Consider the following 25,435-nt stretch of genomic DNA (forward strand, 5'->3'; position numbering starts at 1 on the left):
TTCCCCTAGGACTCCCAGCGCCCTGCCGCATCCTGGTCGCTCTGCCTCCCCTCGACCCAGCGCGGTCCATCCTGGGTGTTCTCCTTCTTCCAGAACGGCGCCCGGGTCTTCAGGTAATCCATGATGAAGTTGCAGGCATCGAACGCCGCCTGCCGGTGCGCGCTGGCCACGCCGACGAAGACGATCGGCTCGCCCGGCTCCAGGGCGCCGATGCGGTGCAGCACCTCGACCTTGAGCAACGGCCAGCGCTGCTCGGCCTCGACCACGATCTTGGCCAGGGCCTTCTCGGTCATGCCTGGATAATGTTCGAGGAACATCCCCGCCACATCCAGGCCATCATTGAAGTCCCGCACATAGCCGACGAAACCGACCACCGCCCCCACGCCAACGTTGGCGGCGTGCATGGCATTGACCTCGAAGCCTGGATCGAATGCCGCTTCCTGTACGCGTACGGCCATGTTCAACCTCCGGTCACGGGTGGGAAGAAGGCAATCTCATCGCCCTCCTCCAGCGGTTCATCGAGCCTGCACAGCTCTTCGTTGCGCGCGCACATCAGGTTCTGTTCGGCCAGCACCGAGTACGCTCCGCCCTTGGCCACCAAGGCCTGGCGCACGTCGTCGAGCTTGGCGAAATCGCCGTCGAGGCGCTCGCTGTCGAACCCCAGCCGTTCGCGATAACGAGCGAAGTACATGACCTTGACCTTCATCACGCCTCCGCCTTGTAGTGGCCGCTCTTGCCGCCGGTTTTTTCCAGCAGGCGCACCTGCTCGATGACCATGCCCTTGTCCACTGCCTTGCACATGTCGTAGATCGTCAGCGCGGCCACGCTGGCGGCAGTCAGCGCTTCCATCTCGACGCCGGTCTGTCCGGCCAGCTTGCAGCGGGCGACGATATGCACCACGTCCTCGCCCTCGGCGGCCAGCTCGACCTTGACGCCGGTGAGCATCAACGGGTGGCACAACGGGATCAGGTCGCTGGTCTTCTTCGCCGCCTGGATGCCGGCGATACGGGCCACGGCGAACACGTCGCCCTTGGGATGCTGGCCATCGACGATCATGCGCAGGGTGTCCGGCAACATGCGCACCCGCGCTTCGGCGATCGCCTCACGCGCAGTCACGGCCTTTTCAGTGACGTCGACCATGTTGGCGCGCCCCTGGGAATCAAGATGAGTCAGCACTGCTCTGCTCCTGGGAAGGGAATGCAGAGTGTAAACCTGCAGGTCAGCTTTGAGCAGCGGAAAGTATCTGCCAGACGTACACGGACAAATGTGGGAGCGGCCTTGCGTCGCGAAAGGGCCGCAAAGCGGCCCCAGAATTTCTGCTGTGATGCTTAGATTGCCGGGGCTGCTTCGCAGCCCTTTCGCGACGCAAGGCCGCTCCCACAAGACCCGGCGCAGGGTTTACAGATGCGACTCGGCGTACTCGGCCAGCACCGAGCGCGGCACGCCCTGCAGGGTGATGTGAACGCCGTGGGGGAAGTCCTTGAAGCGTTCGGTCAGGTAGGTCAGCCCGGAGCTGGTGGCCGACAGGTAGGGCGTGTCGATCTGCGCCAGGTTGCCCAGGCAGACCACCTTGGACCCGTTCCCCGCGCGGGTGATGATGGTCTTGATCTGGTGCGGCGTAAGGTTCTGGCACTCGTCGATGAGGATCAGGCTCTGCTGGAAGCTGCGACCCCGGATGTAGTTCAGCGACTTGAACTGCAACGGCACCCGCTCGAGGATGTACTCGACACTGCCGTGGGTGCTCTCGTCGTCCATGTGCAGCGCTTCGAGGTTGTCGGTGATGGCGCCCAGCCAGGGCTCCATCTTCTCCGCCTCGGTGCCCGGCAGGAAGCCGATCTCCTGGTCCAGCCCCTGCACGCTGCGGGTGGCGATGATGCGTCGGTAGCGCTTGCTGACCATGGTCTGCTCGATGGCCGCGGCCAATGCCAGGATGGTCTTGCCGGAACCGGCGGCGCCGGTGAGGTTGACCAGGTGGATATCCGGGTCGAGCAGGGCGAACAGCGCCAGGCTCTGGTGGATGTCCCGTGGCTTGAGCCCCCACGCTTCCTGGTGCAGCAGCGGCTCCTGGTGCAGGTCGAGCAGTAGCAGCTCGTCGTTGCGGATACCCTTGATCCAGCCGACGAAGCCCTGCTCGTCGATGATGAACTCGTTGACGTGCACCGCCGGCAGGTTGTCGGTCAACTGCACCCGGTGCCAGGTGCGGCCACGCTCCTGACGGGTGTCGACCTTGCTCACGCGGTCCCAGAACGAGCCGCTGACCGAATGGTAGCCCTTGGACAGCAAGGACACGTCGTCGACCAGCTGGTCGGTGCTGTAGTCCTCGGCGGCGATACCACAGGCGCGCGCCTTCAGGCGCATGTTGATGTCTTTGGTGACCAGCACCACGTCCAGGTCCGGGCGCTTGGCACGCAGGTCCAGCAACTGGTTGATGATGATGTTGTCGGCGAGGTTTTCGGGCAGCACGCGATTGGGCTCGTTGCGCGTGCTCATGAGGATGGACAGGAAGCCCTTGGGCCCGCTCTTGCCGCGCTGGATCGGTACGCCCTGCTCGACATCGCTGGGCGAGGCGTCGCCGAGGGTCTGGTCGATCAGGCGGATGGCCTGGCGACATTCGGCGGCGATGGTGTGTTTACCGGTCTTGAGCTTGTCGAGTTCCTCCAGCACCGTCATCGGTATGGCGACGTGGTGCTCCTCGAAGTTGAGCAGGGCGTTGGGATCGTGAATCAGGACGTTGGTATCGAGCACATACAGGATTGGCTGGTTGGAGGAAGGGTTGCGTCCTTGGTCATCCATACTCGGTCACCTTATGTGAAAGCCACACGGCGCATACGGCTGCGCCGCAAAGTGACTGCCGTTCTCCCCGTATCCGCGTCGTTACGGGCGGGGAGCTCACCTGGCAAGGGGCGTGGATGACGCCACCTGTGCTGCAGGGTTCGGCTGTCTGACTCCTTGATACAGCAAAAACCATGACCGAAAAAAGACTTTTTACGCTCTGGTGAAGTTTATTTTTCGGATTGACGAACAGGGCTTGGCGCGGGGGGCTGAGGGGACTACGCTCAGGGATCAGGTGGCTGTGGTCAGGGCTGAAGATATGGCCATCAGGCGTGCGCCGATGGATTTCAGGATCGCGCACCTCCCCGTCCTCACAAGGTCAAGAACCAGACCTACTCCCGGCCCCATACCCCCGACAATCCTCCCAGCCGATCCCGCTCTGCGCCGTATGCTGCAACAGCCACTCCAGCGCCGGCTGCGCCTTGGGCAGGCTGTCGCGGAACTGGATCACGCCCTTGCGCCAGACCAGCATCAAGGTCAGCACCCGCTGCGCCGACGCCTCGGCGGTCAACGGCCCATCGTCCTGGGCATCGATATCCCACAGCGAGACGCGCAACTGCTGGCTGGCAATGAACGCCTCGCCATCACTGCGACGCTGCCCATAAGGCGGCCGGAACAACGGCACGTACTGCTCCGGCAGGTCGGCCTGAACCCGCGCCTGGCTGCGCCGCAGCGACTCCTGCCAGCCCTGCCACTGCGCGTGGGAACGGTATTCCCAGCCCTGGATCCCGACGCACTGCCCGGCATACAACTCGGCCACAGGCCCCGCGTCGCGGCGCTGCTGCAGGCGATTGCCAAGCACGAAGAAGATCCCGTCGAGCTTCTGCCGGCGCAGATAGTCGGTCATCGCCTCGGTGCCGCCGCCCTGCGGCGCCGGCCCGCCAACGAAGGTCAGCAGGAACATCCGGTCATTGAGTTCGTCGCCATTGCGCTCACGGCTGGAGAGTTTCTCCACCTCGCTGGTGGTCTGCGGGAACAGCGCAGCCTTGCGCAACTGTTCATCCAGATAACGGGTGTGGAACTGATGGCTTGGCTCGACCCACTCTGCATAGAACGTGCCGACATCGGAGGCGAACGTGGCGGATTGCGTACGCAAGTCAGCCATGGACTCGACCGGATAGCAGAACGACGCGTCCTGCTCGCAACTCAGCTGCGCCTGTTGATAACTGGTCCACAGACGCTGCCACATGCGCGCGCGCACGGCGCGAACCACCGGCAGGTTGACCTGACGCAACCCGAGCCGCTTGGTCAGCGCCTGTTCGTCGAGCATCTCGCTTTCGTGCAGCACCCGGGCGAACGAAAGAATCTCGGCACGCGACGCCACATCGAACAGCGCCGGACTGTCCAGCGATTCCGGCCACAGCTGGCGATCGAGGCTGACGAAATCCGCCGGGGCAGCCTGCACGCCCAGGCTCAGCAGGCCGGCGAACAGGGCAAAGGCGATACGCACGATGAGCATTCTCCTTGAAGGCATGGCGCGCACTATAACGCGAGCCTCGGCGATGTTCCGTGACTATCGTCGCCATAGTTTGGCGTAGCCGTCCCGGCCCCGTAGAATCCGCCCGACGATTACAGGAGCCGACCCGATGCTGACGGTGATTTCCCCCGCCAAGACCCTCGACTACGACACCCCGCCGGTGACCCAGCGCCACACCCTGCCCCAGTACCTGGACGACTCCCAGGCACTGATCCTGCAGCTGCGCGAGCTGTCGCCGGCGCAGATCGCCGAACTGATGCACCTTTCCGACAAGCTCGCCAGCCTCAACGCCGCGCGCTTCGGCAGCTGGACACCCGATTTCACCCCGGCCAACGCCAAGCAGGCGCTGCTGGCGTTCAAGGGCGATGTGTACACCGGCCTCGACGCCGAAAGCCTGGGCGAAGACGACTTCACCTACGCCCAGGAGCACCTGCGCATGCTCTCCGGCCTGTACGGCCTGCTGCGCCCGCTGGACCTGATGCAACCCTACCGCCTGGAAATGGGCACCAAGCTGGCCAACGCCCGCGGCAAGGATCTCTACGCCTTCTGGGGCACGCGTATCAGCGAATGGTTGAACCAGGCCCTGGCCGACCAGGGTGACGACGTGCTGCTGAACCTGGCCAGCAACGAGTATTTCAGCGCGGTGAAGAAGAGCGCCCTGAAGGCACGGGTGATCGACGTCGACTTCAAGGACCTGAAGAACGGCCAGTACAAGATCATCAGCTTCTATGCCAAGAAGGCCCGCGGAATGATGAGCCGCTTCGTGATCCAGGAGCGGATCGACGACCCGGAGCAACTCAAGCGCTTCGACGTGCAGGGTTACTACTACAGCGCCGAGCAGTCCAAGCCGGACCATCTGGTGTTCCTGCGCGATCACGCCGAAGGCTGATCCCTCCCATCGCGGGGCAAGCCCGCTCCCACGCACGCGTGGGAGTGGGCTTGCCCCGCGATCATTTCTACGCCCCTCAGCAAGGCACGGTGCTCAAAACAGCCAATTTTGCGACGCCAATAAACCGTCTAGCCATGCCTTATCGCAAAACGCCATAAGACCGTTCGTAGTTTTTTGACGAATTTTGAAAAAAATTTTCGCATGCTGGCATATAACCATCCCGTCTCGTTTTCACCCTTTATATACGGGCGCGAAACTCCCCCGTGCCATCAGATTGAAAGTATTTCTCGCTGAAAAAATATTTAGAAATCTTTCATTCCGGCGAAACCCATCTCGGAACTTCTCCCCGGCCCTATCGCTCATAGCACCCGTAACGAGTTTCAAGCGCCTGCCGTGAGAAATGACTTACAGATGACAGCCGAGTGGTATCCATCACCGGAACCCACAAGTCAGGCAGTGCAACGGCAACCACCGAAAGCCCTGCCCACGAAGGAGAGACGCGCCCCTTACGAATCGTCCTAGTGGTTGATTTCAAAAGGTTTTTCCAATTGAAAAAACAAGCACAGCAATTCGCGAAGTGCGAGTTGCAATAAAGACGGCTGCATTTCAGGGCACGCCTTATTAATACTGGCCTTTGACTGCCAACTTTGAGTGCATAACTTTTTGCGCTCCGGATTTATTCATGCCCGCGTTCGGTGAAGTGTCAATTCGCCATGGATCCGTGCGCCCAGAAACTGCTGGTTAATCAACCCGGTCGGCTCTCCCGGAAGGGCTGGCGTGATAAACACACGAGGTGAATGCGATGCGTATCAGCATCTTTGGTTTGGGTTATGTGGGTGCAGTCTGCGCAGGTTGCCTGTCGGCACGAGGCCATGAGGTGATTGGTGTGGACGTGTCCAGCACCAAGATCGACCTGATCAACAAGGGCAAGTCGCCCATCGTCGAGCCAGGCCTGGAAGCGCTGCTGCAACAAGGCATCGCCGATGGCCGCCTGCGTGGCACCACCGACTTCGCCGAAGCCATCCGCGCCAGCGACGTGTCGATGATCTGCGTCGGCACGCCAAGCAAGAAGAACGGCGACCTGGGCCTGGAATACATCGAGTCGGTGTGCCGCGAGATCGGCTACGTGCTGCGCGACAAGAGCAGCCGTCACACCGTCGTGGTACGCAGCACCGTGCTGCCGGGCACCGTCAAGAACGTGGTGATCCCGATCCTCGAGGACTGCTCGGGCAAGAAGGCCGGCGTCGACTTCGGCGTGGCGGTCAACCCTGAGTTCCTGCGCGAAAGCACCGCGATCAAGGACTACGACCAGCCACCGATGACCGTCATCGGCGAACTCGACAGCGCCAGCGGCGACGTGCTGCAGGCCCTGTACGAGGAACTGGACGCGCCGATCATCCGCAAGCCGGTCGAGGTGGCCGAGATGATCAAGTACACCTGCAACGTCTGGCACGCGACCAAGGTGACCTTCGCCAACGAGATCGGCAACATCGCCAAGGCAGTGGGCGTCGATGGCCGCGAGGTGATGGACGTGGTCTGCCAGGACAAGGCGCTGAACCTGTCTCAGTACTACATGCGTCCGGGCTTCGCCTTCGGCGGCTCGTGCCTGCCCAAGGACGTGCGCGCCCTCACCTACCGCGCCGCCAGCCTCGACGTGCGCGCTCCGCTGCTCGATTCGCTGATGCGCAGCAACGAGTCGCAGGTGCAGAACGCCTTCGACATCATCGAAAGCCACGACAAGCGCAAGGTCGCCCTGCTCGGCCTGAGCTTCAAGGCCGGCACCGACGACCTGCGCGAAAGCCCGCTGGTGGAACTGGCCGAGCGTCTGATCGGCAAGGGCTACCAACTGGACATCTATGACCAGAACGTCGAGTACGCCCGTGTCCACGGGGCCAACAAGGACTACATCGAGTCGAAGATCCCCCACGTTTCCTCGCTGCTCAACGCCAACTTCGAACAGGTGGTGGACAACGCCGAGATCATCGTCCTGGGCAACCGTGACGAGCAGTTCCGCGCCCTGGCCCAACAGGCTCCGGAAGGCAAGCAGGTGATCGACCTGGTCGGCTTCATGAGCAAGCCGACCTGCGCCAGCAGCCGTACCGAAGGTATCTGCTGGTAAGCCCGGCAGGGCGGCGCGTCCCTCCCCAGCGCGCCGCCCTGCAACTCCCGAATTCTCGACGGATGCCGAACATGCAAAGGTTCCAGACAGTGCTGTTGCAGTGCGCCGGCTGGCTGCTCTACATGAGCCTGCTCATGCTGATCGCCCTGGCCCTGCCCAGCGATATCTTCGATTCGCAGTCGAAGCACTTCATCTTCCTGGTCGGTGCTGTCGGCATCTGGCGCTACTCCATGGGCGCCACCCATTTCATCCGCGGCATGATCTTCCTGTACCTCGTCTACCCCTACCTGCGCCGCAAGGTGCGCAAGCTGGGCAACGCAGCCGATCCGTCGCATGTGTACCTGATGGTCACCAGCTTCCGCATCGACGCGCTGACCACCGCGCAGGTCTACAGCTCGGTGATCCGCGAAGCCATCGAATGCGGCTTCCCGACCACCGTGGTCTGCTCGCTGGTGGAGAAGTCCGACGAACTGCTGGTGAAGAGCCTGTGGGCCAGGTACAACCCACCGGAACACGTCACCCTCGACATCGTGCGCATCGCCGGCACCGGCAAGCGCGACGGCCTGGCCTATGGCTTTCGCGCCATCTCGCGGATGCTGCCGGACGAGAACGCCGTGGTCGCGGTGATCGACGGCGACACCGTGCTGGCCGAGGGCGTGGTGCGCAAGACCGTGCCCTGGTTCCGCCTTTACCCCAACGTCGGCGGCCTGACCACCAACGAGTTCTGCGAAGTGCGCGGCGGCTACATCATGAGCGAGTGGCACAAGCTGCGCTTCGCCCAGCGCCACATCAACATGTGCTCGATGGCCCTGTCCAAGCGTGTGCTGACCATGACCGGGCGCATGTCGATGTTCCGCGCCAGCGTGGTGACCAACCCCGAGTTCATCGCCGACGTGGAAAGCGACTCGCTGATGCACTGGCGCCTGGGCCGCTTCAAGTTCCTCACCGGCGATGACAAGTCCAGCTGGTTCAGCCTGATGCGCCTGGGCTACGACACCTTCTACGTGCCGGACGCGGCGATCAACACGGTCGAGCACCCGCCGGAGAAGAGCTTCGTCAAGGCCAGCCGCAAGCTGATGTACCGCTGGTACGGCAACAACCTGCGGCAGAACTCTCGCGCCCTGGGCCTGGGCCTCAAGCGCCTGGGGCTGTTCACCAGCATCGTGCTGCTCGACCAGCGCGTGTCGATGTGGACCAGCCTGCTGGGCCTGACCGTGGCGGTGATCGCCAGCTTCAAGTTCGGCCTGCAGTTCCTGCTGGTGTACCTGCTGTGGATCGGCATCACCCGCCTGATCCTCACCGTGATGCTGCTGTGCTCGGGCCACAACGTCGGCCCGGCCTACCCGCTGATTCTCTATTACAACCAGATCGTCGGCGCGGTGATGAAGATCTACGTGTTCTTCCGCCTCGACAAGCAGTCCTGGACCCGCCAGCCCACTGCCCTCAAGCGCGACCTCGCAAGTTTTCAACAATGGTTCAACACCTGGTCCTCGCGGACCATGACCTTCTCGGCCGCGAGCATCTTCGTCGCCGTGTTGTTCATGGTCGTGTGAGCCCCCGGATCGGACAACAGGAACGAATATCGCCATGAATACCGCCGTGAACGTCAACGTCGTGCATGAATCCGAAGCGCAGCGCCAGCACGCCCGGGTGCGCATCCCCGCCAAGCTGCGCTACCTGGACGGCAACCGCGAGCCGCACGAGGTGAAGGTTGACGACCTGTCCGCCGGAGGCCTGTCCTTCCACGCGAAAAAACCGCTGCCCGAAGGCGAAGTGCTGCGCGGACGCCTGCAGTTCGTGGTCGACAACCTCGGCCTGTCGATGGACGTCGAACTGCTGGTGCGCACCAGCAGCCGCGAGACCGGCCGCACCGGGGCCGAATTCCAGAACCTCGAACCGCGCGACATCGCCACTCTGCGCCATATCATCACCAGTCACCTGTCCGGCGAGCTGATCAGCGTCGGCGACGTGCTCAGTACCTTGCAGCGCGACAACTTCACCAAGGCGCGCAAGCAGAAGGACGGTGGCTCGGGCCTGTCCGCCTTCGGCCGCCTGCGCGCGGTCACCGTGACCGCCGGGGTATTCGTGGTCGGCCTGGTGGCCTTCGGCTTCGTCGCCAAGTCGTTGTATGGCCTGTACTTCGTCAGCCACGCCGAGGCCGGCGTGGTGGCAGTGCCCACCACCAACGTCACCATGCCCCGTGACGGCAGCGTGCAGAGCCTGGTGGAGTCCGGTACGGCCGTGGCCAAGGGCGCGCCGCTGGCGACCTTCAACACCAGCATGCTCGACCTGCTCAAGGGCCACCTGGACGACTCGCAACTGGAGCCGGCCAAGGTCGAGGAACTGTTCGGCAAACAACTCTCCGGCACCCTCACCAGCCCGTGCGACTGCGTGGTCTCGCGCCAGCTGGTGGATGACGGTCAGTACGCCAGCAAGGGCCAGCCGGTGTTCGCGCTGATCCCGCGCACCAGTGTCCCGACCATCGAGGCGCGCTTCAGCTATCGCCAGTTCGACGAGGTGAAACCCGGTACCCGGGTCAACTTCCAGATCGCCGGCGAGGATGAAGTGCGTACCGGCCGGATCACCGGCAGCTCGAGCCTGGACACCGACAACCTGGCCTCCGACATCCGCGTGCAGATCAAGCCCGACGGCGGCCTGCCGGCCGAACTCGCCGGGCGCCCGGCTTCGGTCAACAGCGACCGTGGCCCGTCGCTGAACTGGCTGATCGACAAGGCCGTGGCCCGTGGGTTGTAAGAGGATCTGATAATGAAACCTGTCAACCGTGACTCTGCAGTGGGGTCGGTGTCGCCTGTGTTGCGAGGGCTGCGCCCTCGATCGCGACACAAGGCCGCTCCCACAGCGTCCGCGCCAGTCCTGATCGACTCGATCCCTGTGGGAACGGCCTTGTGTCGCGATCGGGTGCGCAGCGCCCGCCCATTGGCATGGTGCGCCCTGGCCGCCGCCATCGCTCTGGCCGGCTGCGCCGGCCTGCCCGACCAGCGCCTGGCCAATGAAGCGCTCAAGCGCGGCGACACCGCCACCGCCGAACGCAACTACAAGGCCCTGGCCGACCTCGGCTACAGCGATGCGCAGGTCGGCCTGGCCGACATCCAGGTCGCCAGCCGCGACCCGGCGCAGCTCAAGGAGGCCGAGGCCACCTACCGCGCCGCCGCCGCCACCTCGCCCCGCGCCCAGGCCCGCCTCGGCCGCCTGCTGGTGGCCAAGCCCGACAGCACCCAGGCCGAACGCGAGGAGGCCGAGACCCTGCTCAAGCTCGCCGCGCGACAGGGCGAAGGCAACACCCTGATCCCACTGGCGATGCTCTACCTGCAGTACCCGCAGAGCTTCCCCAAGGTCAACGCCCAGCAGCAGATCGACCAGTGGCGCGCCGCCGGCAACCCCGAGGCCGGCCTGGCCCAGGTCCTGCTGTACCGCACCCAAGGCACCTACGATCAGCACCTGGACGACGTCGAAAAGATCTGCAAGGCAGCCCTGAGCAGCACCGACATCTGCTACGTCGAACTGGCCACCGTCTACCAGAAGCGTGCCCAGCCCGACCAGCAGGCCGCCCTGCTCGAACAACTGAAAGCCGCCCATGCCCGTGGCGCCGTGCCGGCCACCCGGGTCGACAGCGTCGCCCGCGTGCTCGCCGACCGCAGCCTCGGCCAGACCGACGAGAAGACCGCCAAGGATCTGCTCGAGCAGGTCGCCCCGGCCAACCCGGCCTCGTGGGTGAGCCTGGCGCAGCTGCTCTACGACTTCCCCGAGCTGGGTGACACCGACCAGTTGATGGCCTACATCGACAAGGGCCGCGAGGCCGAGCAGCCCCGCGCCGAACTGCTGCTGGGCCGCCTGTACTACGAAGGCAAGACCGTGCCGGCCGACGCGCAGAAGGCGCAGCAACACCTGCAGGCCGCCGCCGACGCCGGCGAGGTCAGCGCCGACTACTACCTCGGCCAACTCTACCGCCGTGGCTACCTGGGCCAGGTCGAGCCGCAGAAAGCCGTGGACCACCTGCTCGCCGCCGCCCGCGGCGGCCAGAACAGCGCCGACTACGCCCTGGCCCAACTGTTCAGCGAAGGCCACGGTATCCGCAGCGAACCGACCAATGCCTGGGTATTCGCCCAACTGTCGCAGGCCAACCCGACGCCACAGTCGGCCGAACTGCTGCAACAGCTCGACCAGCAACTCTCCCCTGACCAGCGCAGCCAGGCGCAGAACCTGTTGGCACAGGAAAGGCAGGCTCGCGGCAGCATGGCCCAGCGAGGCAGCAGCGCCCTGGCCATCGAAGCACTGCAAGACGAGACAGACGAAGTAGACGCCGAGGACTCGCTATGACGCTCAACCCCTTCGTGAAAGCCGGCATCGGCCTGAGCTTCGCCCTGCTGTGGTCCGTCCCGACCCTCGCCCAGGAAACCGCCGTGAAGAACTTCGGCCTGGACGTGAAGATCACCGGCCAGTCGGAAGACGACCGTGACCTGGGCACCCGCTCCGGCGGCGACGTCAGCGGCCTGGGCCTGGACCTGCGTCCCTGGGTGTACGGCGAGCGCGGCAACTGGAGCGCCTTCGCCATGGGCCAGGCGGTGGCTGCCACCGACATCATCGAAACCGACACCCTGCGCCAGAACGACGATGGCACCACCAGCGACAATGGCGACGACAGCCGCAAGCCGGACAAGAGCTACCTGGCGATGCGCGAGTTCTGGATCGGCTACAGCGGCCTGACCCTCTACCCCGGCGAGCAGCTGCGCTTCGGCCGCCAGCGCCTGCGCAGCGACGACGGCATGTGGCGTGACACCAACATCGAGGCGCTGAACTGGACCTTCGACACCACCTTGCTCAAGGCCGACCTGGGCCTGGCCCAGCGCTTCAGCGAATACCGCACCGACCTCACCGAACTGGCCCCCGAAGACAAGGACCGCACCCACGTCTACGGCAACGTCGCCACGCAATGGACCCCAGGTCACTGGGTCGGCCTGCGCGCCCACCACACCCACGACAGCGGCAGCCTGAAAGACCCCGGCGAGAGCGTCGACGCCCTCGACAAGACCCGCACCGGCGATCTCACCTGGCTGGGCCTGGAAGCCAACAGCGACGCCTACAACTGGCGCAACGACCACACCGTCAACTATTGGGGCAGCGTCACCTGGCTGACCGGCGATCGCGACACCCTCAGCCGCCAGGCGGTGGGCGACGAGCAAGTCGCCACCGGCAAGCAGAGCGGCGACGTCAACGCCTGGGCCACCGACCTCGGCATCCGCCTGCGCCTGGATCCGCAATGGCAGGTCGGCGCGGCCTACGCCCGGGGCAGTGGTGGCGGCGGCAGCGACGGCTCGAACAACTTCGAGCAGACCGGCCTCGAGAGCAACCGCTCCAACTTCACCGGCACCCGCTCGCGCGTGCACCGCTTCGGCGAAGCCTTCCGCGGCGAGCTGGGCAACCTGCAGGCAGCCACCCTGTTCGCCTCGTGGCAACTGCGCGACGACTACGACGCCAGCTTCATCTACCACAAGTTCTGGCGTGTCGACGGCAAGCAGAACATCGGTTCCAGCGGCATCAACGCGGTGGTCGACGACGGCGGCATCAGCCGTCCGCTGGTACAGGGCGAGAAAGACCTCGGCCAGGAGATGGACGTGGTCGTGACCAAGTACTTCAAGCAAGGCCTGCTGCCGGCCTCGATCAGCCAGTCGATCGACGAACCCTCGGCCCTGGTGCGCCTGCGCGCCGGTGTGTTCAAGCCGGGCGATGCCTATGGCAAAGAGGCCGACTCGTACATGCACCGCGCCTTCGTCGACGTGATCTGGCGCTACTGAGGCCGGGAGAGGAAACCCATGAACCTGCACCCGAACCTTCGCCACAGCCTGCTCGCCAGCGCCCTGCTGCTGGCCGGCGGCCTTGCCCAGGCCGCCGAGCCGGAGATGGCCAAAGGGCTGCAACAGGCCAAGACCTACACCGTCTCCAGCGCGCCGATCGAGCCGCTGAAGATGGAACCACCCAAGCTGCCCGACCTGTCCGGCTACACCGCCCAGGCCGTGCAGAAAAAGATCGACCGCCGGCACAAGGGCAAGGTCAGCGTGCGCCGCATGCTCCAGGAAGACACCCTCAAGGAGTTCATCGGCGGCGACAACAAGGGCGCCGAATGGGTCCGTCGCCAGCACGGCATTCCCCAGGCGATCTTCGTCGATGACGGGCATGTCGACCTGGTGGAACTGAGCAGGAAAGTCCCCAGCCAGTACCTGCGCGAAACCGCGCCGGGCGTTTACCTGGCGCGCCTGCCGATCGTGGTCGGGCGCAAGGGCGTGCTGGAGATCGACGGCAAGGTCAAGGAGCTGCGTCTGTCCGAAGAAGGCGGCTCGTTCATCGTCAACGACGGCAAGCTGTTCGTCAGCGACACCCAGGTGACCGGCTGGCGCGAGCAGGCTAATGGCCCGGCGACCTTCCGCAAGCCCGACGAGTTCCGCCCGTTCCTGCTCAGCTGGGGCGGTACCGAGACCTACATCGTCAACAGCAAGATGGCCAGCTTCGGCTACGCCAAGTCCAAGTCCTACGGCGTGAGCATCTCGCAGTACACGCCGAACATGGCCAAGCAGATGGGCCGCCCGGAGCCCACCGGCTGGATCATCGGCTCCGAGTTCAGCGACATGTGGTACGGCTTCTACTGCTACGAGACCCAGGACTTCGTGATCAAGGACTCGACCTACCGCGACAACATCGTCTACGGCATCGACCCCCACGACCGTTCGCACCGTTTGATCATCGCCGGCAACACGGTTTACGGGACCAAGAAAAAGCACGGGATCATCGTTTCGCGTGAGGTCAACGACAGCTGGATCATCAACAACAAGAGCTACGACAACAAGCTCTCGGGCGTTGTGATCGACCGCAACAGCGTCAACAACCTGATCGCCTACAACGAGATCTACCGCAACCACACCGACGGCATCACCCTGTACGAGAGCGGCGACAACCTGATCTGGGGCAACAAGCTGATCAACAACCGCCGCCACGGCATCCGCGTGCGCAACAGCGTGAACATTCGCCTGTACGAGAACGTCGCCATGGCCAACGGCCTGGTGGGCGTGTACGGGCACATCAAGGACCTCTCCGACACCGACCGCGACATCGCCCTCGACCCGTTCGACACCAAGGTGTCGCTGATCGTGGTCGGCGGCGAGCTGGCGGCCAACGGTTCCGGCCCACTGTCGATCGACTCGCCGCTGTCGGTGGAGCTGTACAAGGTGTCGATGCTGATGCCGCGCAAGGCCAACGGCATCAGTTTCAACGGCGTGCTCGGCGAACGCCAGGACGAAATCCTCGACCTGCTGGTACGCCAGCAGAAGGCCGTGCTGATCGACCCGGTCGAACGCCAGACCGAAATGATCGACTAAGGAAGCCCAGACCATGACTCCACACCTGATGAAACTGCTGGGCCTGTCCGCCGCCCTCCTGGCCATCAGCCAGGGCGTGCGCGCCGAAGACGTCAAGGCGCCGACCTTCACCGCCGAGCCCTGCTGCCAGCTGTGCCCCGAGGCCCATGACGCCAGCCGCTACACCACGCGCTACCAGCAGAACTTCACCACCCTGGTGCAGGCCCAGGGCGACTGGCTGTTCCGTACCCGCGAAGACCTGCGCACCGAATTCGACACCACCCCGGGCGGCTACAAGCGCCTGCAGCAGGTGCATGACGCCTTCAAGAAGCGTGGCGTGGAACTGGTGGTGGTGTACCAGCCGACCCGTGGCCTGGTGAACCGCAACATGCTCAAGCCTGAAGAGAAGGCCGCCTTCGACTACCAGAAGGCGCTGCGCAACTACCAGGCCATGCTCCAGCGCTTCGCCAAGATGGGTTACAACGTGCCCGACCTGTCGCCGCTGACCAACGAGCAGCTGGCCGCAGCCGACCAGGGCAAGGACTTCTACTTCCGTGGCGACCAGCACTGGACGCCCTACGGCGCCGAGCGCGCGGCGAAGATCGTCGCCGACACCGTGCACCAGATGCCGGCCTTCGAAGGCATCCCGCGCAAGGAATTCGAGACCCACAAGTCCGGGCGCATGGGCAAGACCGGCACCCTGCACAATGTCGCCGGCCAACTGTGCGGCACCAGCTACGCGGTGCAGTACATGGACCAGTTCGCCACCGAGCCCAAGGGCGGCGCCAGCGGCGGCGACGACCTGTTCGGCGACGCGGGCAACGCGCAGATCACCCTGGTCGGCACCAGCCACAGCGGCAAGAACTACAACTTCGCAGGCTTCCTGGAACAGTACATCGGCGCCGACGTACTCAACGTCGCCTTCCCCGGCGGCGGCCTGGAAGGCTCGATGATCCAGTACCTGGGCAGCGAGGAGTTCCAGAACAACCCGCCGAAGATCCTGGTCTGGGAGTTCTCCCCGCTCTATCGCCTGGACCAGGAAACCATCTGGCGGCAGATCCTCGGCCTGCTCGACGACGGCTGCGACGACCGCCCCGCGCAGATGAGCGCCAGCGCCACCCTCAAGCCCGGCAAGAACGAGCTGATGGTCAACGGCAAGGGCGGCGTGATCAAGGACCTGGTCAACCGCAACCACCAGCTCGACATCAAGTTCGAGGACACCTCGGTAAAGGTGTTGCAGGCCACCCTGTGGTACCTCAACGGCCGCCACGAAGACATCAAGATCGAGAAGCCCGAGACTTCCGACACCGACGGGCGCTTCGTCTTCCAGATGCGTGAAGACGAAGACTGGGCAGGCCAGAACCTGCTCGCCCTGGAGGTACAAGGGCCAGAAAGCGGCACGCAGAAAGTCGAAGCCAAACTCTGCAAACGCAACAACTTCGCCAGCCCCGCGCAGCACACCGCGCAGGCCGGCCAGTGAGGCGATCATGACCACCATCAGCAGCAAGACCGCACCCGCCCTGCTCGCCCTCGCCCTGTTCGGCGGCGCCGCGCAGGCCGCGCTGGTGCCGCCCCAGGGTTACTACGAGGGCATCGAAAAGCTCAAGACCAGCGACGGCAATTTCCGTTGCGAGGCGGCGCCCAGGCCCTATACCGGCGCCCTGCAGTTCCGCAGCAAGTACGAAGGCTCGGACAAGGCCCGAGCGACGCTCAATGTCGCCTCGGAAAAAGCCTTCCGCAAATCCACCGAGGACATCACCACCCTCGAGAAGGGGGTCAGCAAGATGGTCGGCCAGTACATGCGCGATGGCCGCCCGGCGCAGCTCGACTGTGCCCTGACCTGGCTCGACACCTGGGCACGCGCCGACGCGCTGATGTCCACCGACTACAACCACACCGGCAAGTCCATGCGCAAATGGGCGCTGGGCAGTCTGAGCGGTTCGTGGCTGCGCCTGAAGTTCTCCAACTCGCAGCCACTGGCCGCGCACCAGGCCGAGGCCGAGCAGATCGAGAAGTGGTTTGCCCGACTCGCGGAACAGACCGTGCGTGACTGGAGCGACCTGCCGCTGGAGAAGATCAACAACCACAGCTACTGGGCGGCCTGGTCGGTGATGGCCACCGCCGTGGCCACGGACCGGCGCGACCTGTTCGACTGGGCGGTGAAGGAATACAAGGTCGGCGCCAACCAGGTCGACGAGCAGGGTTTCCTGCCCAACGAGATCAAGCGTCGCCAGCGCGCGCTGGCCTACCACAACTACGCCCTGCCCCCGCTGGCGATGATCGCCAGCTTCGCCCAGGCCAATGGCGTGGACCTGCGCAAGGAAAACAACTTCGCCCTGCAGCGCCTCGGCGAAGGCGTGCTGGCCGGCGCTCGCGATCCGGTGCACTTCAACACCCGCGCCGGGGTCAAGCAGGACCTGAAAGACCTGAAGATCGACAGCAAGTACGCCTGGCTCGAGCCGTGGTGCGCGCTGTACCAGTGCGTCGGCGACACCCTCGAGCGCAAACATGACATGCAGCCGTTCAACAGTTTCAGGCTGGGGGGCGATGTGACGCGGGTCTATGACCCGAGCGCAGAGAGCAAGAAATAGGTGTCGCCTGTATTGGGGCCGCTTCGCGGCCCATCGCGACACAAGGCCGCTCCTACAGGGACGGCGCTAATCCTGTAGGAGCGGCCTTGTGTCGCGAAACGAGGGCGAAGCCCTCGCCAGCAATGGTTGAGGCAACAAAGGTTTCCCCTGCATTTTCGCGGGGGGTTTGGGGGGCGCTGTGCCCCGGATGCTGTGAACAACAAGGAGAACCGGGATGGTCTTCTCGTCCAACGTGTTCCTGTTCCTGTTCCTGCCGGTTTTCCTCGGCTTGTACTACGTGAGCGGGAACCGCTATCGCAACCTGCTGCTGCTGGTTGCCAGCTACATCTTCTACGCCTGGTGGCGGGTGGACTTCCTCGCCCTGTTCGCCGGGGTGACCCTGTGGAACTACTGGATCGGCCTGAAAGTCGGCGCCGCCGGCGTGCGCACCAAGCCCGCGCAGCGCTGGCTGCTGCTCGGGGTGGGCGTCGACCTGTGCATCCTCGGCTACTTCAAGTACGCCAACTTCGGGGTGGACAGCCTCAACGCCATCATCACCTCGTTCGGCCTCGAGCCGTTCATCCTCACTCACGTGCTGCTGCCGATCGGCATCTCGTTCTACATCTTCGAATCGATCAGCTACATCATCGACGTGTACCGCGGCGACACCCCGGCCACCCGCAACCTGATCGACTTCGCGGCGTTCGTGGCGATCTTCCCGCACCTGATCGCCGGCCCCGTGCTGCGTTTCAAGGACCTGGTCGATCAGTTCAACAACCGCACCCACACCCTGGACAAGTTCTCCGAAGGCTGCACCCGCTTCATGCAGGGTTTCATCAAGAAGGTGTTCATCGCCGACACCCTGGCGGTGGTCGCCGACCACTGCTTCGCCCTCGAGAACCCGACCACCGGCGATGCCTGGCTCGGCGCCCTGGCCTACACCGCACAGCTGTACTTCGACTTCTCCGGCTACAGCGACATGGCCATCGGCCTGGGCCTGATGATGGGCTTCCGCTTCATGGAGAACTTCAAGCAGCCGTACATCAGCCAGTCGATCACCGAGTTCTGGCGGCGCTGGCACATCAGCCTGTCGACCTGGCTGCGCGACTACCTGTACATCACCCTGGGCGGCAACCGCAAAGGCACCTTCAACACCTACCGCAACCTGTTCCTGACCATGCTGCTGGGCGGGCTGTGGCACGGCGCCAACTTCACCTACATCCTCTGGGGCGCCTGGCACGGCATGTGGCTGGCGATCGAACGCGCGCTGGGCCTGGACACCAACCCGCAGCGCTTCAACCCGGTGAAGTGGGCCTTCACCTTCCTGCTGGTGGTGGTCGGCTGGGTGATCTTCCGCGCCGAGAACCTGCACGTGGCCGCACGCATGTACGGCGCCATGTTCAGCTTCGGCGACTGGCAGCTGTCGGAGCTCAACCGCGCCAACCTCACCGGCCTGCAGGTGGCCACGCTGATCGTCGCCTACCTGAGCCTGGCGTACTTCGGCCTGCGCGACTTCTACCGCAACGCCACCCCCGCGCCCCAGGCCACCCCGGTGCAGGTCAACGCCGACGGTTCGGTGGGCCTGGACTGGACGCGGATCATGACCCGCGCCCTGGTGCTGCTGCTGTTCGTCGCCTCGGTGCTCAAGCTCTCGGCGCAGAGCTACTCGCCGTTCCTCTACTTCCAGTTCTGAGACCCCGACCATGAACCGGACACTTCGCATCACCTATTCGCTGTCGTTCATGGGCCTGCTGGTCGGCCTGGGCGCCTGGTCCATCGGTGGGCTGGACAGCTTCAACCGCACCGGGCAGATGACCCTGCTCGACGGCAAGCTGGCCAAGGCCGCCGAAACCCACTACGACGAACAGTTCCCGATCAAGCGCATCGGTACCAACCTGTGGGCCGCGATGGACTTCAAGCTGTTCAACGAAGGCCGCCCCGGCGTGGTGCTGGGCCGTGAGCAGTGGCTGTTCACCGACGAGGAATTCAAGCCCAGCGCCGACGCCGAGCAACAGATGCAGGACAACCTGGCGCTGGTGCGCGGCATCCGCGACACCCTGCAGCGCCACGGCAGCCAGCTGGTGCTGGCGATCGTGCCGGCCAAGGCACGGCTGTATGCCGAGTACATCGGCAAGGAAACGCCTGCCAGCCTGCACGACGACCTGTTCAACCGCTTCCATGCCCAGGTGCGCCAGGCCAACGTGTTCGCCCCCGACCTGCTGGCACCGCTGGAACAAGCCAAGGCGCGCGGCCAGGTGTTCCTGCGTACCGACACGCACTGGACACCGATGGGCGCCGAAGTGGTCGCCCAGACACTGGCCGAGGCGGTCAACCGCCAGAGCCTGCTCAGTGGCGAGCCGCGGGCCTTCATCACCGAAGCCGGCGCCACCGCGCCGTACAAGGGCGACCTGACCAACTTCCTGCCCCTCGACCCACTGTTCAGCAACCTGTTGCCGACCCCGGACAACCTGCAACAGCGCAAGACCCTTGCGGTGCAAGCCGAGGGCGAAGCGGGCGACGCGCTGTTCGCCGACAGCCAGATCCCGGTGGCGCTGGTGGGCACCAGCTACAGCGCCAACCCGCACTGGAACTTCCTCGGCGCGCTGCAGCAGGCCCTGCGCAGCGACGTCGCCAGCTACGCCGAGGACGGCCATGGCCCGCTGCTGCCGATGCTCAAGTACCTGCAAAGCGACGCCTTCAAGAACGCCCCGCCACAGGTCGTGGTGTGGGAATTCCCCGAACGTTATCTGCCAATGAAGAACGACCTCAGCGCCTTCGATCCGCAGTGGATCGCGCAGCTGAAGAACTCCCGCAAATCCGAAGAAAACCTGGCCCTGTCGTCCAATCGGACGGACCACTGAAGAGAGGAACACGCACATGACCAACAAGACTTCCATCGCCAAGGCCCTGACCCTCGCGGCCGGCCTGTCCCTGGCCTCGATGCAGGCGTTCGCCGGCGCCGACGCCGCCCTCTATGGCCCGAGCGCACCGAAAGGCTCGACCTTCGTGCGCCTGTACAACGCCGCCAGCAGCCCGACCGCCGCCGCTGTCGGCAATACCCAGATCAAGCAGGTCGGAGCCCAGGCCAGCAGCGACTTCAGCTTCCTGCCCGGGGGTGACTACACCGCCCAGGTCGGCGGCAAGAGCGTCCCGGTCAAGCTGGCCGCCGACAAGTACTACACCCTGGTCAACAACAGCAGCGGCAACCCGCAACTGATCGAAGAACCACCGTTCAAGAACAAGCAGAAGGCCCTGGTCCGCGTGCAGAACCTCAGCGACCAGGCGCTGACCCTGAAGACCGCCGACGGCAAGACCGAAGTGGTCAAGCCGGTGGCCGCCAAGGGCCGCGGCGAGCGTGAAATCAATCCGGTCAAGGTCAACCTTGCCCTGTATGCAGGCGACAAGAAAGTCGGCGACGTCAAGCCCGTCGCCCTGGAGCGCGGCGAAGCCGCGGTGCTGTACGTCACCGGTTCCGGCAGCAGCCTGTCGCCGGTGTGGGTCACCCGTCCCGTAGCCACCAACTGATTCCTGCCTCTTACGACCTTATTGGAGAAACGACATGATCCCGGTAATTCTTTCTGGCGGTAGCGGTTCGCGTCTGTGGCCGCTGTCGCGCAAGCAGTTCCCCAAGCAGTTCCTGGCCCTGACCGGCGAGCACACCCTGTTCCAGCAGACGATCGAACGCCTGGTGTTCGACGGCATGGACACCCCCATCGTGGTCTGCAACAAGGATCACAAGTTCATCGTCCAGGAGCAGTTGAACGCGCTGAAGCTGGAAACCCAGGCGATCCTCATGGAGCCGTTCGGTCGCAACACCGCGCCGGCGGTGGCGATGACCGCCATGAAGCTGGTCAACGAAGGCCGTGACGAGCTGATGCTGGTGCTCCCGGCCGACCATGTGATCGAGGACCAGAAGGCTCTGCAACGTGCCCTGGCCCTGGCCACAGTGGCCGCCGAGCGTGGCGAGATGGTGCTGTTCGGCGTGCCGGCGACCAAGCCCGAGACCGGCTACGGCTACATCCGCTCCAGCCAGGACGCGCTGCTGCCCGAAGGCGTGGCACGGGTCGCGCAGTTCGTCGAGAAGCCGGACGAGAAACGCGCCAACGAGTTCGTTCGCGCCGGTGGCTACTTCTGGAACAGCGGCATGTTCCTGTTCCGCGCCAGCCGCTTCCTCGAAGAGCTGAAGAAGCACGACCCGGACATCTACGACACCTGCCTGCTGGCCCTGGAGCGCAGCCAGGAGGACGCCGATGTGCTGAGCATCGACGAGGCCACCTTCGCCTGCTGCCCGGACAACTCCATCGACTACGCGGTAATGGAGAAGACCCAGCGTGCCTGCGTGGTACCGCTGTCGGCCGGCTGGAGCGACGTCGGCTGCTGGTCGTCGCTGTGGGACGTGCACGAGAAGGACGCCGACGGCAACGTCACCAAGGGCGACGTGGTGGTGCAGGATAGCCGCAACTGCATGATCCACGGCAACGGCAAGCTGGTGTCGGTGATCGGCCTGGAGAACATCGTGGTGGTCGAGACCAAGGACGCCATGATGATCGCCCACAAGGACAAGGTTCAGGGGGTCAAGCAGTTGGTCAACACCCTCGATGCCCAGGGCCGCAGCGAGACCCAGAACCACCTGGAGGTGTACCGCCCGTGGGGTTCCTACGATTCGGTGGACATGGGCGGGCGCTTCCAGGTCAAGCACATTACCGTCAAGCCGGGCGCCAGCCTGTCGCTGCAGATGCACCACCATCGTGCCGAGCACTGGGTCGTGGTGTCCGGCACTGCCGAGGTGACCTGCGACGAGAACGTGTTCCTGCTCACCGAGAACCAGTCCACCTACATCCCCATCGCCTCGGTGCACCGCCTGCGCAACCCGGGCAAGATCCCGCTGGAAATCATCGAGGTGCAGTCCGGTAGTTACCTGGGCGAGGATGATATCGAGCGCTTCGAGGATGTGTATGGACGGACTTCGACGCCGGTCGAGCGTGGGGTTTCGGTGAAGACCATCGCGCAGTGACTCCCTGGGGCCGCTTTGCGGCCCATCGCCGGCAAGCCGGCTCCCACAGGCTTTGTGCATTCCTGTGGGAGCCGGCTCGTCGTGGCGACGAACCACGGCGAAAGGAGGGCCAAGCTCTCCCGCTTTTGAGCCGGTACCCATTTCCCGCTACGATGATCGAACCCCTGTCACCAAGGCCCGTCCCACCATGATCATCGGCGCCCTGCTCATCCTCACCTGGCTGGTCCTGCTGTTGCGCTACCCGGCCAAGGCCCTGTCGATCTCGATGGCCGCCCTGTGCGGCCTGGGCCTGGTGGCCCTGTGGGTGATCTGGCAGGACACCCGCGAGACCTCGCAACTGGCCCGCCTGGACATCCGCCTCAGCTATGCCCCCGAACAGTGCCCCGCCGACCGTGCGCTGCAGGTGCGCATGAAGAATGGCAACAAGGCCCCGCTCACCGAACTGCGCTGGCGCGTGGGCGCCTACGCCCCGGGCGACACCGTGAACCTGGCCGAGAACACCTACGCCGCCCCACGCTATCGCGGCCCCGGTGAATTGCAGCCAGGCGCCGAGTGGAGCGATTGCCTGCCATTGCCACCACTGCGCTCGGGCTATCGGCCACAAACCCTGGAGTTTCGTGCCGAGCACCTGCAAGGTACATTCGCCAATTAATTCGTTGCCCATTCCCACTTCGATCACAGGCCCTTCACATGCCCACCGTCCTGATCACCGGTTGTTCCAGCGGCATAGGCCGCGCCCTGGCCGACGCCTTGCGCGATGCCGGCCATGAAGTCTGGGCCACCGCCCGCAAGGCACAGGATGTCGAACAACTGGCCGCCGCCGGCTTCAATGCCCGGCAACTGGATGTGAACGACGCCGATGCCCTCGCCCGCCTGGCCGGGGAACTGCAAGGCCTCGACATCCTGATCAACAACGCCGGCTACGGCGCCATGGGCCCGCTGCTCGACGGCGGCGTCGACGCCATGCGCCAGCAGTTCGAAACCAACGTCTTCGCCCTGGTCGGCGTGACCCAGGCACTGTTCCCGCTACTGCGCCGTTCCCGTGGGCTGGTGGTGAACATCGGCAGCGTGTCGGGTGTGCTGGTGACGCCCTTCGCCGGTGCCTACTGTGCGTCCAAGGCCGCCGTGCACGGGCTGAGCGATGCCCTGCGCCTGGAGCTGGCGCCGTTTGGCATCCGGGTGATGGAAGTGCAGCCTGGGGCGATCGCCTCGCAGTTCGCCAGCAATGCCCAGCAGCAAGCCGAACAGGTGCTGGCAGCCGATTCGCCATGGTGGCCGCTGCGTGAGCAGGTGCAGGCCCGCGCGCGGGCGTCGCAGGATCATCCGACACCGGCAGCGGTGTTTGCCCAGAAAGTGCTGGCTGCGACACGCAAGTCGCCTGTACCTGCGTTGGTGCGCATCGGCAATGGCAGTACCGCCCTGCCGTTGATGGCCAGGGTGTTGCCGCGACGGTTGCTGGACTGGGTGTTGCGCAAGCGCTTTGGGTTGTTGCGGCCATTGTGACCAGGGGCGCTTTGCGCCCCATCGCCGGCAAGCCGGCTCCCACAGGATTTGCGCCAGCATCAAGCCATGCGAAACCCTGTGGGAGCCGGCTTGCCGGCGAAAGGGCTGCGCAGCAGCCCCTCAGACTTTCACTGGCGTCTCGTCGAACGCCTGCCAGCCTCCGCCCAGCGCCTTGTACAGCCCCACCAGCGCCTGCGACACCGCCGCCGAGCTGTCGATCCACTGCTCCTCGCTGGCCAGCAACGCCGACTGCACCGTCAGCACATTGAGGAAGTCCACCGCCCCTTCCACATACTGGCGCTGCGCGGTCTCCAGGGCGATGCGGTTCTGCCGCACCGCCTCGGCCAGGTGATCGCGACGCAACTGGCTGGCGTTGTACAGACGTAACACATCGTCGATCTCATGCCAGGCACCGAGCACCACCTTGCGGTAGTTCAGCGCCGCTTCCTGCTGCTGGGCCTCGCGCAGCTCCAGCTGGCCCTTGAGCCGTCCACCCTCGAAGATCGGCAACGACAGTTGCGGCCCGAAGGCGAACCTGCGCGAATCCCAGGCGCCGAAATCGGACAACTGCATGGCCTGGAAACCGACACTTCCGGACAGGCGAATGCTTGGATAGAAATCGGCCTTGGCCACGCCGATGCTGGCGGTGGCCGCATGCAACCGGGCCTCGGCCTGGCGAATATCCGGGCGGCGTTCGGCCAGCTGCGACGGCACGCCGATGGCGAAGCGCTGCTGCGGCGCGGGCAGCTCACCGCCTTGCAGCAACTGGACCTGCAAGCTGCGCGGCGGTTCGGCGGCGAGCAGGCTCAAGGCATTGATCAGATCGTCGCGACGGGCCTCCAGAGTCGGCAGGCGCGCTTCGATCGACGCCACCTGGGCGCTGGCCTGGGCGACATCGAGCCGGGTGGCGACACCTTCGGCCTGGCGGCCTTCGGACAGCTTAAGGCTGTGTCGGGCGACCTTGAGGTTGTCCTGGGTGATGTCCAGGGTGTGCTGCACGGCACGCAGCTGGATGTAGTTGCCGGCGGTTTCCGACAACAGCGCCAGCAGCACGCCACGGCGATCGTTCTCGGCAACCGCCACCGTCGCGTCGGCGGCCTCGACCTGGCGGCGCACACGCCCCCACAGGTCCAGCTCCCAACCGGCCACCAGGTCACCCTGCCACAGGTTGTACGCCGACTTGCCGGCCTTGCCGGAGGGGTCATTCAACCCTTCGGCGCTGTTGCGCGCCCGGCTGTAGCCTGCGTTTACATCCACCGAGGGCATCTCGTCAGCCGCCACGGTGCTGCGCAAGGCGCGGCTCTGCAGCAGGCGGGCACTGGCCATCTGCAGGTCGAGGTTGCGCTCGGCGACTTTCTGGATCAGCGCGCTCAGCTGGGCGTCGTGAAAGCTGTCCCACCAGCGCAGCTTCAGCGGCTCGGCTACCGGCTGACTCGCCGCTGCCTCGCCTTGCAACGAGGCCCAATCCTGAGGCGCTTCGCTGGACGGGCTCTGGAAGTCCGGTCCGAGGGTGCAGCCGGCAAGCAATACGGCCAACAACACGGGGCTCAGGCGTATAGCTGGGGCCGCTGCGCGCCCCTTTCGCGACACAAGGCCGCTCCTACAGGAAACCGCAATCCTCTGTAGGAGCGGCCTTGTGTCGCGAAAGGGCTGCGCAGCAGCCC

21 protein-coding genes are annotated in these 25,435 nt (G+C 64.8%); 15 read left to right on the plus strand and 6 right to left on the minus strand.

The features are described from left to right. Positions 1-5: 5 nt before the first annotated feature. From moaE to N7422_RS14560, 5 genes are all read right to left on the minus strand, one after another. Complete coding sequence (gene moaE, locus N7422_RS14540; protein WP_279807173.1) at positions 6-458, minus strand: molybdopterin synthase catalytic subunit MoaE; 453 nt, start codon at positions 456-458, stop codon at positions 6-8. A gap of 2 nt (positions 459-460) precedes the next feature. Continuing rightward, the gene (locus tag N7422_RS14545) at positions 461-706 is read right to left on the minus strand and encodes a MoaD/ThiS family protein (protein WP_279807174.1); all 246 of its coding nucleotides are present in this window, start codon (positions 704-706) and stop codon (positions 461-463) included. Next, entirely contained in the window at positions 706-1,176 is a 471-nt protein-coding gene (moaC, locus tag N7422_RS14550; RefSeq protein WP_248917348.1) for a cyclic pyranopterin monophosphate synthase MoaC, read from the minus strand. Before moaC ends, N7422_RS14545 begins: the two co-directional genes overlap by 1 nt. Positions 1,177-1,398: 222 nt before the next feature. After that, entirely contained in the window at positions 1,399-2,793 is a 1,395-nt protein-coding gene (locus tag N7422_RS14555; RefSeq protein WP_279807175.1) for a PhoH family protein, read from the minus strand. 358 nt (positions 2,794-3,151) lie between these two features. Beyond that, a complete protein-coding gene (locus N7422_RS14560) occupies positions 3,152-4,282 on the minus strand; it encodes a polysaccharide deacetylase family protein (protein WP_279807176.1) in 1,131 nt (376 codons plus the stop codon). Positions 4,283-4,418: 136 nt separating this feature from the next. On the opposite strand from N7422_RS14560, the gene yaaA reads away from it, so the two are divergent. The 15 genes from yaaA (at position 4,419) to N7422_RS14635 (ending at position 23,771) form a co-directional block, all read left to right on the plus strand. Next, positions 4,419-5,198 (plus strand): peroxide stress protein YaaA, encoded by a 780-nt coding sequence (gene yaaA / locus N7422_RS14565; RefSeq protein WP_279807178.1) that lies wholly within the window; start codon positions 4,419-4,421, stop codon positions 5,196-5,198. Between the two features lie 802 nt (positions 5,199-6,000). Beyond that, the gene (locus tag N7422_RS14570) at positions 6,001-7,317 is read left to right on the plus strand and encodes a UDP-glucose/GDP-mannose dehydrogenase family protein (RefSeq protein WP_279807179.1); all 1,317 of its coding nucleotides are present in this window, start codon (positions 6,001-6,003) and stop codon (positions 7,315-7,317) included. A gap of 62 nt (positions 7,318-7,379) precedes the next feature. Beyond that, the gene (locus tag N7422_RS14575) at positions 7,380-8,870 is read left to right on the plus strand and encodes a glycosyltransferase family 2 protein (RefSeq protein ID WP_279807180.1); all 1,491 of its coding nucleotides are present in this window, start codon (positions 7,380-7,382) and stop codon (positions 8,868-8,870) included. 34 nt (positions 8,871-8,904) lie between these two features. Continuing rightward, a complete protein-coding gene (locus N7422_RS14580) occupies positions 8,905-10,071 on the plus strand; it encodes an alginate biosynthesis protein Alg44 (protein WP_279807181.1) in 1,167 nt (388 codons plus the stop codon). A gap of 12 nt (positions 10,072-10,083) precedes the next feature. Continuing rightward, a complete protein-coding gene (algK, locus tag N7422_RS14585; protein WP_279807182.1) occupies positions 10,084-11,655 on the plus strand; it encodes an alginate biosynthesis TPR repeat lipoprotein AlgK in 1,572 nt (523 codons plus the stop codon). Beyond that, a complete protein-coding gene (locus tag N7422_RS14590) occupies positions 11,652-13,130 on the plus strand; it encodes an alginate export family protein (protein WP_279807183.1) in 1,479 nt (492 codons plus the stop codon). Before algK ends, N7422_RS14590 begins: the two co-directional genes overlap by 4 nt. Before the next feature lie 18 nt (positions 13,131-13,148). Then, positions 13,149-14,705 (plus strand): mannuronan 5-epimerase AlgG, encoded by a 1,557-nt coding sequence (gene algG / locus N7422_RS14595; RefSeq protein WP_279807184.1) that lies wholly within the window; start codon positions 13,149-13,151, stop codon positions 14,703-14,705. A gap of 13 nt (positions 14,706-14,718) precedes the next feature. Continuing rightward, the gene (locus N7422_RS14600; protein ID WP_279807185.1) at positions 14,719-16,164 is read left to right on the plus strand and encodes an alginate O-acetyltransferase; all 1,446 of its coding nucleotides are present in this window, start codon (positions 14,719-14,721) and stop codon (positions 16,162-16,164) included. Between the two features lie 7 nt (positions 16,165-16,171). Continuing rightward, the gene (locus N7422_RS14605) at positions 16,172-17,275 is read left to right on the plus strand and encodes a mannuronate-specific alginate lyase (RefSeq protein WP_279807186.1); all 1,104 of its coding nucleotides are present in this window, start codon (positions 16,172-16,174) and stop codon (positions 17,273-17,275) included. Between the two features lie 214 nt (positions 17,276-17,489). Further along, complete coding sequence (locus N7422_RS14610; RefSeq protein ID WP_279807187.1) at positions 17,490-18,947, plus strand: MBOAT family protein; 1,458 nt, start codon at positions 17,490-17,492, stop codon at positions 18,945-18,947. 10 nt (positions 18,948-18,957) lie between these two features. Continuing rightward, positions 18,958-20,115: an alginate O-acetyltransferase gene (locus N7422_RS14615; protein WP_279807188.1), complete on the plus strand. Its 1,158-nt coding sequence runs from the start codon at positions 18,958-18,960 to the stop codon at positions 20,113-20,115. Positions 20,116-20,131: 16 nt separating this feature from the next. Further along, on the plus strand, positions 20,132-20,779 hold the full coding sequence (locus tag N7422_RS14620) for an alginate O-acetyltransferase AlgF (RefSeq protein ID WP_279807189.1): 648 nt from the start codon (positions 20,132-20,134) through the stop codon (positions 20,777-20,779). 34 nt (positions 20,780-20,813) lie between these two features. Further along, positions 20,814-22,268: a mannose-1-phosphate guanylyltransferase/mannose-6-phosphate isomerase gene (locus N7422_RS14625; protein WP_279807190.1), complete on the plus strand. Its 1,455-nt coding sequence runs from the start codon at positions 20,814-20,816 to the stop codon at positions 22,266-22,268. Between the two features lie 187 nt (positions 22,269-22,455). Beyond that, a complete protein-coding gene (locus N7422_RS14630; RefSeq protein WP_279807191.1) occupies positions 22,456-22,920 on the plus strand; it encodes a multidrug transporter in 465 nt (154 codons plus the stop codon). A gap of 38 nt (positions 22,921-22,958) precedes the next feature. Beyond that, positions 22,959-23,771: an SDR family oxidoreductase gene (locus N7422_RS14635; RefSeq protein ID WP_279807192.1), complete on the plus strand. Its 813-nt coding sequence runs from the start codon at positions 22,959-22,961 to the stop codon at positions 23,769-23,771. 120 nt (positions 23,772-23,891) lie between these two features. Here the strand turns inward: N7422_RS14635 and N7422_RS14640 are convergent, their stop codons facing one another. Further along, positions 23,892-25,361, minus strand: a complete 1,470-nt coding sequence (locus N7422_RS14640; protein ID WP_279807193.1) for an efflux transporter outer membrane subunit — start codon at positions 25,359-25,361, stop codon at positions 23,892-23,894. Positions 25,362-25,435: the final 74 nt, after the last annotated feature.

The organism is Pseudomonas sp. GD04091 (assembly GCF_029836165.1).
Lineage (GTDB): Bacteria > Pseudomonadota > Gammaproteobacteria > Pseudomonadales > Pseudomonadaceae > Aquipseudomonas.